The sequence below is a fragment of the Pseudomonas alkylphenolica genome, assembly GCF_004025535.1.
Taxonomy (GTDB): domain Bacteria; phylum Pseudomonadota; class Gammaproteobacteria; order Pseudomonadales; family Pseudomonadaceae; genus Aquipseudomonas; species Aquipseudomonas alkylphenolica_A.
Map to the genome: position 1 here is coordinate 1 of NZ_QJRG01000047.1, position 14,756 is coordinate 14,756.

9 protein-coding genes are annotated in these 14,756 nt (G+C 61.9%); 4 read left to right on the top strand and 5 right to left on the bottom strand.

Going from position 1 to position 14,756, the window contains the following annotated elements:
- The coding region (locus DM813_RS15350) for an Ig-like domain-containing protein (RefSeq protein WP_206617395.1) at positions 1-6,479 on the top strand (6,479 nt) is incomplete at its 5' end.
- 50 nt (positions 6,480-6,529) lie between these two features.
- Here the strand turns inward: DM813_RS15350 and DM813_RS15355 are convergent.
- Both DM813_RS15355 and DM813_RS15360 read right to left on the bottom strand, forming a co-directional pair.
- Positions 6,530-6,934 (bottom strand): YbaN family protein, encoded by a 405-nt coding sequence (locus tag DM813_RS15355; protein WP_164897272.1) that lies wholly within the window; start codon positions 6,932-6,934, stop codon positions 6,530-6,532.
- Positions 6,906-7,499, bottom strand: coding sequence for a YecA family protein (locus DM813_RS15360; RefSeq protein WP_128324251.1), 594 nt, complete (start codon positions 7,497-7,499; stop codon positions 6,906-6,908). Before DM813_RS15360 ends, DM813_RS15355 begins: the two co-directional genes overlap by 29 nt.
- A 246-nt stretch (positions 7,500-7,745) precedes the next feature.
- Here DM813_RS15360 and recQ point away from each other — a divergent pair, with 246 nt between their 5' ends.
- Positions 7,746-9,881 (top strand): DNA helicase RecQ, encoded by a 2,136-nt coding sequence (gene recQ / locus DM813_RS15365; RefSeq protein WP_128324252.1) that lies wholly within the window; start codon positions 7,746-7,748, stop codon positions 9,879-9,881.
- Between the two features lie 117 nt (positions 9,882-9,998).
- Positions 9,999-10,433 (top strand): MarR family transcriptional regulator, encoded by a 435-nt coding sequence (locus tag DM813_RS15370; protein WP_128324253.1) that lies wholly within the window; start codon positions 9,999-10,001, stop codon positions 10,431-10,433.
- Positions 10,434-10,439: 6 nt separating this feature from the next.
- Here DM813_RS15370 and DM813_RS15375 read toward each other — a convergent pair whose 3' ends face one another.
- On the bottom strand, positions 10,440-12,629 hold the full coding sequence (locus tag DM813_RS15375; RefSeq protein ID WP_128324254.1) for a patatin-like phospholipase family protein: 2,190 nt from the start codon (positions 12,627-12,629) through the stop codon (positions 10,440-10,442).
- 69 nt (positions 12,630-12,698) lie between these two features.
- Between DM813_RS15375 and DM813_RS15380 the strand changes: the two genes are divergently transcribed.
- Positions 12,699-12,983 (top strand): SelT/SelW/SelH family protein, encoded by a 285-nt coding sequence (locus DM813_RS15380; protein WP_128324255.1) that lies wholly within the window; start codon positions 12,699-12,701, stop codon positions 12,981-12,983.
- A 3-nt stretch (positions 12,984-12,986) separates the two neighbouring features.
- Here the strand turns inward: DM813_RS15380 and DM813_RS15385 are convergent, their stop codons facing one another.
- Complete coding sequence (locus DM813_RS15385; protein WP_128324256.1) at positions 12,987-13,871, bottom strand: DMT family transporter; 885 nt, start codon at positions 13,869-13,871, stop codon at positions 12,987-12,989.
- 77 nt (positions 13,872-13,948) lie between these two features.
- Complete coding sequence (locus DM813_RS15390; RefSeq protein ID WP_128324257.1) at positions 13,949-14,713, bottom strand: helix-turn-helix transcriptional regulator; 765 nt, start codon at positions 14,711-14,713, stop codon at positions 13,949-13,951.
- Positions 14,714-14,756 lie beyond the last annotated feature (43 nt).

Sequence of the window (14,756 nt, forward strand, 5' to 3'; positions counted from 1 at the left end):
GCAGTTTCACCGTTACGGCCCCGGATGGCCTGCAGACCCTGACCGTCGGCGGCATCACCGTGGTCAGTGGCGGCAGCGCGGTCGGCTTCCCGCAATCGGCCGTCACCCCGGAAGGCAACACCCTGACTATCACTGGCTACAACGCCAGCACCGGCGTGGTGAGTTACACCTACACGCTGGTGGATAACGAGGCGCACGCCAGCGGCGCAGGCGCCAACAGCCTGGGTGAGCAGTTCGCCGTGGTGGCGACCGACACCGACGGCAGCACGGCCAGTGGCAGCATTGACGTGAGCATCGTCGACGACCTGCCGACTGCCGTTAACGACACCAACCCGGTCACCGCCACGGAAGCGCAGCTGACCCTGACCGGCAACGTACTGACCAACGATGTCCAAGGCGCCGACCGCATTACCACGGGGCCCATCACCGCGGGCACCTTCACCGGTACCTACGGCACCCTGGTATTGGCCGCCGATGGCACCTACACCTACACACTGAACACCAGTGATCCGGACTTCATCAATCTGCACGGTGGCGGCAACGGCATAGAGGTCTTCACCTACACCCTCAACGATGCCGATGGCGATACCAGTACCGCCACCTTGAAATTCAATGTCACCAATATCAACGACCCTGTGGTGATCAAGGGACTGGACCTTTGTGGTGGTGAGTTGACGTTCTACGAGAAGAACCTCAGCGACGGCAGCAGCCCCAACGACGGGGCATTGACCTCGGGCGGCACATTCACTGTGGTAGCGCCGGATGGCCTGCAGTCATTGACCATTGGCGGCCTGAGTATTGTCAGCAACGGGGTCGCGAGTGGCTTCCCGCTCACCGCAACGACACCGATGGGCAATACCCTGACCATTCACAGTTACGACCCGATCACCGGCGTGGTGACTGGCAGTTACACCCTGGTGCATACCGAAACTCACCCGAACGCCAACGGCGCCAACACCCTGGTTGAAAGCCTTGAAGTCGTTGCGGTGGACACCGATGGCAGTACGGCCTCAGCCTCTCTGGACGTCAACATCGTTGACGATGTGCCGACTGCGGTTAATGACATCAACCCCATTACCGCGACCGAAGCGCACCTGGTGCTGACCGGCAACGTACTGACCAACGACATCCAGGGCGCCGACCGTATCGCCAGCGGCCCGATCACTGCGGGCACGTTCACTGGTACCTACGGCACCCTGGTGCTCGCCGCCGACGGCACCTACACCTACACGCTGAACACCAGCGACCCGGACTTCATCAACCTGCACGGCGGTGGCAACGGCGTCGAGGTGTTCACCTACACCCTCAACGATGCCGATGGCGACACCAGCACCGCCACGCTGAAGTTCAACGTCACCAATATCAACGACCCAGTGCTGATCAAGGGTCTGGACATTTGCGGCGGTGAGCTGACGTTCTACGAGAAAAACCTCAGCGATGGCAGCAGCCCGAACGAGGGGGCGCTAACCTCGGGCGGGACCTTCACCGTGGTGGCACCCGATGGCCTGCAATCGTTGACCATCGGTGGCATGACCATCGTCAGCAACGGTGTGGTCAGCGACTTCTCGACCCCCTGGACGACACCGTTTGGCAATTTGCTGACCATTCACAGTTTTGACCCGGTCACCGGCGTGGTCACGGCCAGCTACACCTTGCTGAACAACGAAACTCACCCGAACGCCAATGGCACCAACACCTTGGTGGAAAGCCTTGAAGTGGTAGCCGTCGACAAGGATGGCAGCACGGCCACGGCATCGGCGGACATCAACATCGTCGATGATGTGCCGACAGCGGTGAACGACATCAACCCCATTACCGCCACCGAAGCGCACCTGGTGCTGACCGGCAACGTACTGACCAACGACATCCAGGGCGCCGACCGTATCCCGAGCGGCCCGATCACCGCCGGTACGTTCACCGGCACCTACGGCACGCTGGTACTGGCTGCCGACGGCACCTACACCTACACACTGAACACCAGCGACCCGGACTTCATCAACCTGCACGGTGGCGGCAACGGCGTCGAGGTCTTCACCTACACCCTCAACGATGCCGACGGTGACACCAGCACCGCCACCCTGAAATTCAACGTCACCAATATCAACGACCCTGTGGTGATCAAGGGTCTGGATATTTGCGGCGGCGAACTGACGTTCTACGAGAAAAACCTCAGCGATGGCAGCAGCCCGAATGAGGGGGCGCTAACCTCGGGTGGGACCTTTACCGTGGTGGCGCCCGATGGCCTGCAGTCGTTGACCATCGGCGGCATGAGCATCGTCAGCAACGGTGTGGTCAGCGACTTCTCGACCCCCTGGACGACACCGTTTGGCAATTTGCTGACCATTCACAGTTTTGACCCGGTCACCGGTGTGGTCACGGCCAGCTACACCTTGCTGAACAACGAAACCCACCCGAACGCCAACGGCACCAACACCTTGGTGGAAAGCCTTGAAGTGGTAGCCATCGACAAGGACGGCAGCACGGCCACGGCATCGGCGGACATCAACATCGTCGATGATGTGCCGACAGCGGTGAACGACATCAACCCCATTACCGCCACCGAAGCGCACCTGGTGCTGACCGGCAATGTGTTGACTAACGATGTACAAGGTGCCGACCGCATCGCGAGCGGCCCGATCACTGCGGGCACCTTCACCGGCACCTACGGCACGCTGGTACTGGCTGCCGACGGCACCTACACCTACACACTGAACACCAGCGACCCGGACTTCATCAACCTGCACGGTGGCGGCAACGGCGTCGAGGTGTTCACCTACACCCTCAACGATGCCGACGGTGACACCAGCACCGCCACCCTGAAATTCAACGTCACCAATATCAACGACCCTGTGGTGATCAAGGGTCTGGATATTTGCGGCGGCGAACTGACGTTCTACGAGAAAAACCTCAGCGATGGCAGCAGCCCGAATGAGGGGGCGCTAACTTCGGGTGGGACCTTTACCGTGGTGGCGCCCGATGGCCTGCAGTCGTTGACCATCGGCGGCATGAGCATCGTCAGCAACGGTGTGGTCAGCGACTTCTCGACCCCCTGGACGACGCCGTTTGGCAACCTGCTGACCATCCACAGTTTCGACCCGGTCACCGGTGTGGTCACGGCCAGCTACACCTTGCTGAACAACGAAACCCACCCGAACGCCAATGGCACCAACACCTTGGTGGAAAGCCTTGAAGTGGTAGCCGTCGACAAGGACGGCAGCACGGCCACGGCGTCGGCGGACATCAACATTGTCGATGACGTGCCGACGGCGGTTAACGACATCAACCCCATTACCGCGACCGAAGCGCACCTGGTGCTGACCGGCAGCGTACTGACCAACGACATCCAGGGCGCCGACCGCATCGCGACTGGCCCTATCACAGCCGGCACCTTCACCGGTACCTACGGCACCTTGGTACTGGCTGCCGACGGCACCTACACCTACACGCTGAACACCAGCGACCCGGACTTCATCAACCTCCACGGTGGCGGCAACGGCGTCGAAACCTTCACCTACACCCTCAAGGACGCCGACGGTGATATCAGCAAGGCGACCCTGACGCTTAATGTCAGTAACCAGGACAGCCCCGTGACCATTGAGGGGCTCGATATCAAGGGTGGTGAGCTGACCGTCTACGAGAAGAACCTCAGTGACGGCAGCAGCCCGGATGACTCGGCACTGACCCGGTCGGGCAGCTTTACCGTGACGGCGCCTGATGGCCTGCAGACCCTGACGGTCGGCAGCATCACTCTGGTCAGTAACGGGGTGGCCAACGGTATCCCGCAAACGGGTGTGACGCCAATGGGCAACTCGCTGACCATCACCGGCTACAACCCCAGCACCGGTGTGGTCAGCTACACCTACACGCTGAAGGACAATGAAACCCATCCGGCGGGCAACAGTACCAACAGCCTCAACGAGCCGATCACTGTCACGGCAACCGATGTCGATGGCAGTACCAAAACAGCCACTATCGATGTGAACATCATCGACGACGTTCCGTCGGCGGTAGGTGCTGAACGGTCGGTCACACCAGGCCAGGTCGACTCGAATCTGCTGCTGACCATTGATGTATCCGGCAGCATGAACGACTCGTCCGGTGTCACCGGGTTGACCCGTTTGCAGCTCGCCAAGCAAGCGATCAGTGCGTTGCTCGACAAGTATGACGACATGGGCGATGTCAAAGTACAGATCGTCACCTTCAGCTCCGACTCCTCGGTGAAGGGAACCAGTTGGGTGTCGGTAGCCGATGCCAAGAACATCGTTGCCGGCCTCAGCGCGGGTGGCGGTACCAACTACGATGCCGCCGTGTCGGGCGCGCAATCGGCGTTCAATACCAGCGGCAAGCTGACCGGAGCGCAGAATGTCGGCTACTTCTTCTCGGACGGCGAGCCATCGACCACCGCTCAAGGGATTGATGCAACCGATGAAACCGCGTGGAAGGCATTCCTCGATGCCAACGGCATCAAGTCGTATGCAATCGGCCTGGGCACAGGTGTCAACGCCGAGAACCTGAACCCGCTGGCGTATGACGGCAGCACCCATACCAACACCAACGCCAACATTGTTACTGACCTCAACCAGCTCAATTCGGTGCTGACCGGCACCGTGCAAGGCGCGCCAGTCACCGGCAGTCTGATGAGTGGCGGCGAGTTTGGTGCCGATGGCGGCTTCATCAAGTCGCTGGTGATCGACGGCACTACCTACACCTTCGATCCGTTGGGCAAATCCGGTGCCGGCTCCTATGCCACCAGTGGCGCTGCGGACCGTGGCACCTTCGATACAGTCACCAACAGCATCACCGTGAAGACGGCGCTCGGTGGCAGTATCGTGGTCGACATGGACAGCGGCGAGTTCACCTACACACCGCCCAAGGACACCGCTAGCAGCAAGGTCGAGCAGATCGGCTTTGTGGTCAGTGACAACGACGGCGACACCGCAAGTGCGACACTGGTGGTGAACGTCTACGCCAACACCGACCCGCTGGCCGGTGCCGACCATGTCATCACCAACCTGCTGTCGAGCAAAATCACCGTGCCGGCCGAAGCGTTGCTGGCCAACGACAGTGATGCCAACAATGATCCGCTGAACGCTTCGCCGATCACCTTCAATACCGGCTGGGCCGCCCGTGGGGCCGATTTCACGGTGGGCAGTTCGACGCCGACCGTGACCTTCTCGGGTACCAACGCCAACAATGCGTCCAACCAGTTGCTGAACCTTTCGCGTAGTTCGTTCACGGTCACTTCGGCGTCAATGACGGCGGCGTTGATTGTCAGCGGTTACCTGGGGGCTGTGAGTAAAAACAACGTCAATGACGAGGACGTGATTACGGTCACCCTCAAGCAAGGCGAAAAGCTGACGCTCGATCACAACCGTTTGGCCTCTGACAATCTGTTGATGGAGTGGAAAGACGCCAGCGGCAACTATCAGGGCATTGCTGATGGTGGCAGCTTCACCGCCAGCCATGACGGGGTCTACACCATCCATCTGCAGAACCAGGCCAACGTCAATGGCGGTACTTCTGCCGAGTACTACCAGTTGAACATGAGCATCGACTACGCCGGTGCGCAGGACAGCACACCGCAGTACAACGGCAGCTACGGTGTGAACGATGGCCATGGCGGCAGCGGCACCGGTGCTGTGGATATCAGCTACCAGGCGGGCGATACACTGACCGGAACCAATCACGATGATGTTCTGGTGGCCGCCAATACGGCGACAACGCTTAATGGTGGCGAGGGCAATGATGTGTTGGTGGGCGGCAATGCCGATGATGTTCTGCACGGTGGTAACGGCAACGACCTGCTGATCGGTGGCCTGGGTAATGACCTGCTCGACGGCGGGGCAGGGATCGATACCGCCAGCTTTGCCAGTGCGCCAGGCGCGGTAACGGTCAACCTGAACCTGGCCGGGCCTCAGAACACCGGCGGTGCCGGAACCGATACGCTGAGCTCGATCGAAAACCTGATCGGCTCGGACTACAACGACACGTTGACGGGCGACAGCAACGCCAACCTGTTGATCGGCGGCAAGGGCAATGACACCTTGAATGGCGGTGGCGGCGATGACGTGCTGATCGGCGGGCCGGGCAACAACACCCTGACGGGTGGGGCGGGCGCTGATACATTCCTCTGGCAACAGGGCAATGCCGGGCATGACCGGGTGACTGACTTCACCCCGGGCACTGATCGACTGGATCTGTCGCAGTTGCTGCAAGGTGAGAACGCGACAACGGCGTCACTGGATGATTACCTGCACTTCAAAGTGACTGGCAGTGGCCCCGGCGTGGTCTCGACCATTGAGGTGAGTGCAGTGGCCGGCGCGGCGCCGACCCAGACCATCGACCTTGCCGGTGTCGATCTGGCTCAGCATTACGGTGTGACGGCGGGGGCGGGCGGGGTGATTGCGGCGGGGCAGGACACGGCGACGATCATCAATGGCATGCTCAATGATCATTCATTGAAGGTAGATACGGTGTAAGTCTCGGCATGGGTAGGAGCGGACTCTCAGGGCCGCTCCTACTGACCGCGTCAGGACGGCCGGCGCAAGGTTTTCTGGCGCAGGATGTAGATCGTCACCAGCACCGCGCTGGTCAGCATGAAGCCGCGCGCCCAGGGCAGGGGCACCAGGTAGCAGGAAAAACCGATGCTCAACCACATCAGCCCGATCGCATACACCTTGCCTTTGAGCGGAATGCCTTCGCCACTCAGGTAGTCGCGAATCCACGGCCCCAGCCTGGGATGGTAGACCAGCCAGTCGTGAAAGCGTGGGGAGCTACGGGCAAAGCAGGCCGCTGCCAGCAACAGGAACGGGGTGGTCGGCAGCACCGGTAGAAAGATGCCGATCACCCCGAGCGCGACGCTGAGCCAGCCGATGGCCAGCAGCAGGTAGCGCACCGCAGCAAACTCAGTGGTGGCGCGGTTTGAGCAGTGCAGGTGCAGGCTTTTCGTCTGGCGCGTGCTGCAACAGGTACAGCGCGGTCAGGGCCTCTGGAATCTGCACGATCATGTCGTCCATCAGGTTGGCATCGCTGGCGATGTCGGCGAATTCAGGCTGTTCGTCGAACAGGCCGGAACCGACCATGATCGGCAGCAGCATCTCGCTGACTTCTTCCTCGGCCGTTTCGAACCAGGCCTCTTCGCGCATGAACACGCCTTCCATGAAGCCGATGCACCAGCCGCGCAGGTCGGAGTCGTCCGGCTCGTCGCCCAGGTCCAGGTCGCAAGGCAGTTCGAATTCCTCGTCGCTGGCCAGCTGGCGGGCGATGTGCGCCTTGAGCTGGATCAGTGTGGCTTCGATCTCCTGACGCTGGGCGTCGTCCTTGTAATGAGGCTCTTCGGCGAACAGGGCTTCGATCCATTCGCGCTCGGGAACCGCCTCGGTACCAATCGACAAAGCGGTCAGGTAGCCGTGGGCGGCAACGTAGTCCAGCGCTTCTTCGTGCAGCTCGTCGGCGTCGAGGAAGGCTTGCAGGCGGTTCAATTGCTCGGCGAAGGACATTACAGGGCTACCTTGGGAATAAACGATGAGCGAATTCTAGCATCTTGCAGCCCTGGCGAGGCAAAGGATGACGCCTATCGCAGAGCGCCCTGTACGAGGCGGTGCTCGGGTATACTGCCCGGCTTTTGTACCTGGCCATGGGCAAACGCCCGGCCTGGTAAAAGCCGCTTACGCATTTTGGGGTGTAGCGGGGAAGGTTTTCATCCAGCCTGTGGCCAGGATGGTTCTGCGATTTATGGAGTTTTTATGCTCGAACAGGCTCAGCGCGTCCTCAAGGACATCTTCGGCTACGACAGCTTTCGGGGTCGCCAGGGGGCGATTATCGAATGCGTAGCCAAAGGTGGCGATGCGCTGGTGTTGATGCCCACCGGGGGCGGCAAGTCCCTGTGTTTCCAGGTACCGGCGCTGCTGCGCCCGGGCCTGGCGGTGGTGGTGTCACCGCTGATCGCGCTGATGGAAGACCAGGTGGCGACACTCGATGAGCTGGGGGTGGCTGCGGCGTCGTTGAACTCCACCTTGAGCGCCGAGCAGCAACGTGACCTGGCCGGGCGCATCCGTCGTGGCGAGGTCAAGATGCTCTACCTGGCACCGGAACGCCTGGTGCAGCCGCGCATGCTGGACTTCCTGCGCACGCTGGATATCGCCCTGTTCGCCATCGACGAAGCCCACTGCGTATCGCAATGGGGCCATGACTTCAGGCCCGAGTACCTGCAACTGGGGCAACTGGCCGAGCTGTTCCCCCAGGTCCCGCGCATCGCCCTGACCGCTACCGCGGACATGCGTACCCGCGAAGAGATCGTCACTCGTCTGCATTTGCAGAACGCCGAGCGTTTTTTGTCCAGTTTCGACCGGCCGAACATCTTCTACCGCATCGTGCCCAAGGAACAGCCACGCAAACAGTTGCTGGCGTTCCTCAGTGAGCGTCGCGGCAACGCCGGCATCGTCTACTGCCTGTCGCGCAAGAAAGTCGACGATGTTGCGGCCTACCTGTGTGAACAGGGGTACCCGGCGCTGCCTTATCACGCCGGCCTGCCCGCAGAGACCCGCGCCGCCAACCAGCGCCGCTTCCTCAACGAGGAAGGCCTGATCATGGTGGCCACGATTGCCTTCGGCATGGGTATCGACAAGCCCAACGTGCGCTTCGTCGCTCACCTTGACCTGCCCAAGTCGCTGGAAGCCTATTATCAGGAAACCGGTCGGGCGGGCCGCGATGGCCTGCCGGCCGACGCCTGGATGGCGTACGGCCTGCAGGACATGGTGATGCTCAAGCAGATGCTGCAAAACTCCGAAGGCGATGAGCGGCACAAGCGCGTCGAGCAGCACAAGCTCGATGCCATGCTCGCGCTGTGTGAAGAAACCCGCTGCCGTCGGCAGACATTGCTCAATTACTTCGATGAAGAATTGCCGCAACCCTGCGGGCACTGTGACAACTGTATCGATGGCGTACAGACCTGGGATGCCACCGAGCCTGCCCGTCAGGCGCTGTCGGCGGTGTACCGCACCGGTCAGCGCTATGGCGTCGGCCACCTGGTGGATGTGTTGCTCGGGCGCGACAACGAGAAAATTCGTAATTTCGGCCACGAAAAACTCGCCGTGTACGGTGTCGGCAAAGCCCGTTCCGAAGGCGACTGGCGTTCGTTGTTCCGTCAGCTGGTGGCGCGTGGCCTCGCCGATATCGACCTGGAAGGCTATGGCGGCCTGCGCCTGTCCGACACCTGTCGGCCGTTGTTGCGCGGCGAGGTGAGCCTGGAGTTGCGTCGTGACCTCAAGCCGCAGATCAGCAGCAAAAGCAGTGGCAGCGGTGGCAGCCCGGCCAGCCAGCTGGTGCGTGGCGACGAGCGCGAACAATGGGAAGCGCTGCGTGCGTTGCGGCGCAAACTGGCTGAGGAACACGGCGTACCACCCTACGTCATCTTCCCTGATTCGACGTTGCTGGAGATGCTGCGCAGTCAGCCGACCAGCCTCAGCGAAATGGCCCAGGTCAGTGGCGTTGGTGCGCGCAAGCTTGAACGCTACGGCGAAGCGTTCCTCGACGTGCTGGGCGGTGCGGCCGAGGCGCCGCCACAGGTCGCCGACCTGCGTCACGAGCTGACCAGCCTGGCCCGCGCCGGCATGACCCCGGCGCAAATCGCCGGGCAGTTGAACTGCAGCGAGAAGAACGTCTACAGCATGCTTGCCGAAGCCATCGGCCGTCAGCAACTGTCCCTGGAACAGGCGCTGGACTTGCCGGAAGACCTGCTCGGCGAGGTTCAGGATGCCTTCCTCGATGGTGAGGGCGAGCTACCGCCGGTGTCGGCGATTGCCGAGCAGTTCGGCAGCCGTGTGCTCGAAGGGGTGCTGTACTGCGTGCGGGCTGCGCTGGCCGCTGAATTCGGGATGTAAGCGGCCATCTGTCATCATTTATAACGATTGTCAGCCGGATCTGGTCCGGATGAGTCTTGCCTGATGCGCAGGAGCATGGTTAGCTGACTAATAATTAGTTCTGATGATGAGTTTTCTATGCCGTTGACCGATCAACACCGCTTCGGAATGCAGCTGGCCCATATGTCACGAGGCTGGCGCGCCGAACTGGACCGCCGCCTGGCCGGGCTCAACCTTTCCCAGGCTCGCTGGCTGGTGCTGCTGCACCTGGCACGTTTCGAGGAGGCACCCACCCAGCGTGAGCTGGCCCAGAGTGTGGGCGTCGAGGGTCCGACCCTGGCGCGTTTGCTCGACAGCCTTGAGTCTCAGGGGCTGGTACGTCGTCAGGCAGTGCTGGAAGACCGCAGGGCGAAGAAAATCCTCCTGTGCCCCCCGGCCAAGCCATTGATCGAGCAGATCGAAACCATTGCCAATGCCTTGCGCATCGAGCTCTTCGAAGGCGTCGACGAAGAAGAACTGCGCGTGTGCATGAAGGTCCATGCACGCATCCTGGCCAATCTTGAAAAGTCCTGAGCGACCTCAGAATGTGTTTCCGAGGTTCAGGTACAGTGCCTGCTGATGCTCGCTGTTGGTCCCGTAACTGAAGTTCAGCGGCCCCAGCGGCGTCTCGAAACCGATGAAGACGCTGGCTGCATTGATGTAGCCACTGTCGAACTCGTTGTCGTTGTTCCAGGCGCGCCCGCGCTCCAGTGATCCGCCCAGGTACAACGGGAAGTCCAGGGGCAGGTAGGCGCGCGGGGTCAGTCGACGGTAGTAGACCATGCGCATCAGGCTGACGTTCTGCCCGGACACCGAGTCCTGGCGGAAACCGGACAGTTGCCTGGCGCCCCCTAGCACGAAGCTTGAGGTGACCACCTCGGCGTCGTCCAGGGTGCGACCGTATTGCCCGCCCAGCACCCAGGTATTCGGGCCGCTGCTCAAGGCCTTGTCCAGCTTGAACGCCCATTGCCGGTAGCGTTGGTCGGAGCCCAGGCCTTCGTCGTACTGGCGCATGATCAGGTTGATGTCTTCACCGCTGTGGGGGAAGTAGACGTTATCCAGGGTGTCGAAGGAGTACTTGAGCTCATAGAAGCCTTCGTTGAAGCTGAAGCTTGGCAGGTCCTGGTCGCCGATGCGTACGTCTGCCTTGCCCCATGCCTGGCCCACCCCGAAGCGTACCTCACCGCTGGTGCCGATCTGGCGACCCAGGTTCAGGCCGAAACCGTAACGCTCAAGGCGGTACTCGGCGACCGGATCGTCTTCCAGCGTGGCCTCGACATTCTGTGAGCCCAGGTCCACATAGGGGGCGACAAAGTAGCGCGAACCGGCATCCAGGGGTTGGTAGAACTCGCTGTACAGCTCCTGTTGATCGCCAATCTGTGCCCGTGTCAGCCACTCGGCACCCAGCTCGTTGATGCCGTTCACGCGGTAACTGGCGCCAATGTTGAAGGCGCTGTCGCCTTGCAGGTCATCCGACAGGTTCAGCCCGAGGCGCAAGTAGTCGGTGCCGCCGCGGCGGCCACGGGCGTTGATGACCAGGGTGTTTTCCTTGCCCTTGTGCACCACCCGGTATTGCACCCGGTCGAAGTAGTCGAGGCCGTAAAGGGTGCCCATGTCGGTTTGCAGGCGCCCCAGCTCCAGGGGTTCGCCGATAGGCTGGCGAATGTAGTAGCGGATCACGTCGTCGCTGACTTTCGAGTCGTTCTCGATCCTGATCGCATTGATCACCGGCGTGCGCTGGCTTGGCGAGCGCGCAACATCCAGTTCGGCATCGGTGTTGTCGGGGCGTTTGAGAGCAGCCAGGCGCAGGTTCAGGGCCTGGGCTGCACGGTAACCTGCATCAATCATTTCCTCGGCGCGGCCGAAATCGGTGACGCCAAAGCTGGCCAGCGGCGGCTGGATCAGGATGTCGTCGCGATGCAATTGTGCCAATTGCTCTTCGGAGTTGCGCCGGGTCATCAGGGTGATCGACTGATTGAGGACATCGACCACGGTTGCCAGTTGCTTGCGGTTGCGCAGCGGCGAACCGATGTCGACCACGATGGCGACGTCGACGCCCATCTCGCGCGCGACGTCCAGCGGGATGTTGTCGACCATGCCGCCATCGACCAGCAGTCGGCCGTCGAGCTCGACGGGAGCGAATACCGCGGGAATCGACATGCTGGCGCGAATCACCTGAGGCAGGTGCCCACGACTGAATACGACTTTTTCGCCGCTGGCGATGTCGGTGGCCACGGCGCGGAAGGGGATTGCCAGCTTGTCGAAGTCGCGGGTATCGCTGGTATGCGCCAGCAAACTTTCGAGCAGCAGCGCCAGGTTCTGTCCCTGGATCACCCCCAACGGCAGGCCAAGGCTACCGTCATCGCGGAAGCTGAGTTTTTGTTTCACGAGGAAGTCGCGGTCGTCCTGTTTGCGCCGGAACGGCACATCCTTGCGCGGCGGTGCATCCGACAACGCCTGACGCCAGTCGATTTCCAGGGCGAGGCGCTCGAGTTCGTCGACCTTGTAGCCGGAGGCATACAGGCCACCGACCACGGCGCCCATGCTGGTGCCGGCAATCGCATCGATCTTGATACCTTGTTCTTCCAGGGCCTTGAGCACGCCGATATGGGCAAGGCCCCGGGCCGCACCGCCGGACAACACCAGGCCGATTTTCGGGCGTGGCGGCTCGGCAGCCAGCAAGGGCATGGCGATGACGGTCAATAACAAACTCAACAGCAAGCGGCGCATCATGGCTCTCGGAGCTAAGGCAAAAGACCGCTAGTATAAGCGCGCCCGTCCGTCAGGAGTCTGTTCCCCATGCATGTCCACAAAGCTGAAATTGTCATTACCTATTGCACCCAGTGCCAGTGGCTGCTGCGTGCCGCCTGGCTGGCCCAGGAGTTGCTCAGCACGTTCGGCGACGACCTGGCGCGGGTGGCGCTGGAGCCTGCCACTGGTGGCGCTTTTCGTATTACCTGCGACGGCGTGCAGATCTGGGAGCGCAAGGCCGATGGCGGTTTCCCCGAGGCCAAGGTGCTCAAGCAGCGGGTGCGTGACCAGATCGATCCTCAGCGCGACCTGGGGCACAACGACCGTTCCTGAGTTTCAGCTTTCGACTGCCACTGTCTTGGTTCCCTGATTGCCGGCCGCCATGCGGCTGGAAACAACGATGGCAAGAATGATCAGTACGCCGCCCAGAAGCATGCGCAGGGTCGGAGTCTCGGCAAAGATCAGCCAGGCCATGGCAATGCCGTAGACCGGCTCAAGGGCAAACACCACTGCAGCAGTACGCGCCTTGATCACGGCAAGGCTGGCAACGAACAGGCTATGGGCGACGCCCGTACAGAACACCCCCAGCAGGCCAATCCACAACCAGTCCATGGCCGCTACATCGGCCAGCGCCGGGGCGGCCGCCGGCAGCAGGCACAGGGCAACCACCGCGTTCTGGCACAGCGCCGCCTGAACTGCCGGAATGCGGCCGCTGGAGGCGCGGTTGGTCAGCGACAGCAACGAGAACAGCAAACCTGACAACAAAGCCCAGAGCAGGCCGCCAGTGGCCTGGCTGGCCAGGTCGAAATCCGGGGTGACCAGCACCAGGCCGATGCTGACCAACAGCACCAGGATGATTTCGTTGCTGCGGATCCGCTCGCGAAACAGCAGCCCTTCAAGGATCACGGTGAATGCCGGAAAGCTGGCAAAACCCAGGGTTGCAATGGCAACGCCGGCTACTTTCACCGCAATGAAAAAACTCACCCAGTGCCCGGCCAGCAGCCCGCCCCCCAGCAGCAGTCGACGCCAGTCCTGGCCTTGCAGCGCTTGCCAGCCTTTTTGCATCAGGCGTGCAAACAGGCCGAGCGCTAGCACCGCAAAGGCCGCGCGGCCAAAGACGATGACGGAGGGCGCCGCCTGGGCCAGTTTGCCGAAAACGCCGGTCAGGCCGAAGAACAGCGCGCCGATATGCAGGGCGCCGAGGGCAGTGCGGTGGTTCATGGTGATCCTTGTGGTAGGCAAGACAGCCCGGCCAGTGTACGAAGCCGTGCGGGTGGCTGTCTGTCGCGGTCCTTGCGTCAGTTGTCGCCAGACTCTTGGCGTAGCGTCCGGGGCGCACAACCAAAGGCCTTGAGCATGGCGGCGGAAAAAGCGCTTTGCGAGCTGTAGCCGACCCGGCTGGCGATTTCACCGATTGCAAGGTCGGTTTCGACCAGCAGTTTGCGCGCTTGCAGCAGCCGGCGGTGGCGGATGTAGTCCATGGGCGTCATTGCCGCTTCGGCGATAAACCGTGCATGCAGGCGGGCGCCGGACAACCCGGCCAGGCGCGCGAGGTCGGCCACCTGCAAGGGGTAGGCGGCGTTTTGTTCGATATGCGCATCGAAGCGCGCAAATGGCAGGCGCTTGGGCAGCGGAGCAGGCGCCGGGGCCGCGTTGAGGCTGGCCAGCAGCAAGACTGCGCCTTGCTGGGCAATCAGCGGGTCGTTTACCGGGCTTGTGGCCAGCCAGTCGACCAGTTGTTGCTGGCGGGCATCCAGGCTGAGCGGGCCGTGATGTTCGAGCAGCCGTCGGCTGGCCTGGGCATGCTCCCCCAGGCTGCTGTCGAGCCAGGTGTCGCCCGGTACATCAAGGACCAGGCAGTGGCTGCCCGAGGCACTGCCGCAGGTGTGGTGGGCGCCGGACGGTACGACCATCAGGCCTTGGCGTTCAACCCGGGCGCCACGGCCTTCCAGTTCGAAGTCCAGTTGCCCGCGCAGGCCGAACACCAGTTGTGGGTGTTCATGGCTATGGGCAATCAGGTCGTGGCGGTAGTGACGCAGGGAAAGTATCGAGCCGCTGCTCATTGCGGTGTCCTCCAAGCAGTGGCGGCAGTGTACAGGGTTGCTG

Bases quoted from the DNA above. Each gene is read 5' to 3' on its own strand.
- DM813_RS15375 (WP_128324254.1), bottom strand. From the start codon at position 12,629: ATGCGCCGCTTGCTGTTGAGTTTGTTATTGACCGTCATCGCCATGCCC.
- DM813_RS15385 (WP_128324256.1), bottom strand. From the start codon at position 13,871: ATGAACCACCGCACTGCCCTCGGCGCCCTGCATATCGGCGCGCTGTTC.
- DM813_RS15360 (WP_128324251.1), bottom strand. From the start codon at position 7,499: ATGTCCTTCGCCGAGCAATTGAACCGCCTGCAAGCCTTCCTCGACGCC.
- DM813_RS15370 (WP_128324253.1), top strand. From the start codon at position 9,999: ATGCCGTTGACCGATCAACACCGCTTCGGAATGCAGCTGGCCCATATG.
- recQ (WP_128324252.1), top strand. From the start codon at position 7,746: ATGCTCGAACAGGCTCAGCGCGTCCTCAAGGACATCTTCGGCTACGAC.
- DM813_RS15390 (WP_128324257.1), bottom strand. From the start codon at position 14,713: ATGAGCAGCGGCTCGATACTTTCCCTGCGTCACTACCGCCACGACCTG.
- DM813_RS15380 (WP_128324255.1), top strand. From the start codon at position 12,699: ATGCATGTCCACAAAGCTGAAATTGTCATTACCTATTGCACCCAGTGC.